This is a genomic window from Amphritea sp. 1_MG-2023 (assembly GCF_030547545.1).
Taxonomy (GTDB): Bacteria; Pseudomonadota; Gammaproteobacteria; order Pseudomonadales; family Balneatricaceae; genus Amphritea.
In genome coordinates, this window is sequence record NZ_JAUOQE010000075.1 from 1 (window position 1) to 1133 (window position 1133).

Annotated in this window: 1 protein-coding gene; it reads right to left on the reverse strand. The window is 51.5% G+C overall.

The window, feature by feature from the left end:
* Positions 1 to 951: 951 nt before the first annotated feature.
* The coding region (locus Q4488_RS18720; RefSeq protein ID WP_303582113.1) for a hypothetical protein at positions 952 to 1133 on the reverse strand (182 nt) is incomplete at its 5' end.

The window sequence follows — 1133 nt, forward strand, 5'->3', positions numbered from 1 at the left end:
TCGCTGCACTGGCTTTCGCGTATCTGGCCATTCTAATGTCCGCAGAGAATATAACGGACTTATTCGCACCTTCCCTAGTTAACCAAGATAAAAACAGGTAAAACTAAAGCGATCAAGTCTGTGCTTTCCTCCAAATTTTCAATAAATAACAGTTAGTTAGCTTAAAAAGAGAGCGGTCAAGGCCTTTGCTGATCAATTATTTCGCCAAAAACAAATTACCGCTAGAGCTATGAACGCGACCACTATATTGAACAAAATTAACCGGCTGGTGCGATTCGCAAGGCTCACCGACGCTCGCATGCCTTCTGGGTACTCGTTGCGATTGAAGCACCTAACAAACATATCGGCGTGGGGCACGCCTCCTACAAAAATACCGCACCGGTGGCGGTGTTCAACGATGTTGATGTGATTAACCCGCTGGTGCGATTCGCAAGGCTCACCGACGCTAGCATGCCCTCTGGGTACTTGTCGCGATTGAAGCTCTCATCAAACATATCGGCGTGGGGCACGCCTCCTACAAAAATACCGTACCGGTGGCGGTGTTCAACGATGTTGATGTGATTAATCCGCTGGTGCGATTCGCATGCCCTCTGGGTACTTGTTGCGATTGAAGCCCCCAACAAACACATCGGCGTGGGGCACGCCTCCTACAAAAATACCGCACCGGTGGCGATGTTCAACGATGTTGATGTGATTAACCGGCTGGTGCGATTCGCAAGGCTCACCGACGCTCGCATGCCCTCTGGGTACTCGTTGCGATTGAATCCCCCATCAAACATATCGGCGTGGGGCACGCCTCCTACAAAAATACCGCACCGGTGGTGATGTTCAACGATGTTGATGTGATTAACCGGCTGGTGCGGCTCGCAAGGCTCACCGACGCTAGCATGCCTTCTGGGTACTCGTTGCGATTGAAGCCCCCATCAAATATATCGGCGTGGGGTACGCCTCCTACAAAAATATCGCAATGATGGCGATGTTCAACGATGTTGATGTGCTTAATCCGCTGGTGCGGCTCGCAAGGCTCACCGACGCTAGCATGCCCTCTGGGTACTTGTTGCGATTGAAGCACCCAACAAACATATCGGCGTGGGGCACGCCTCCTACAAAAATACCGCACCGGTGGCGATGTT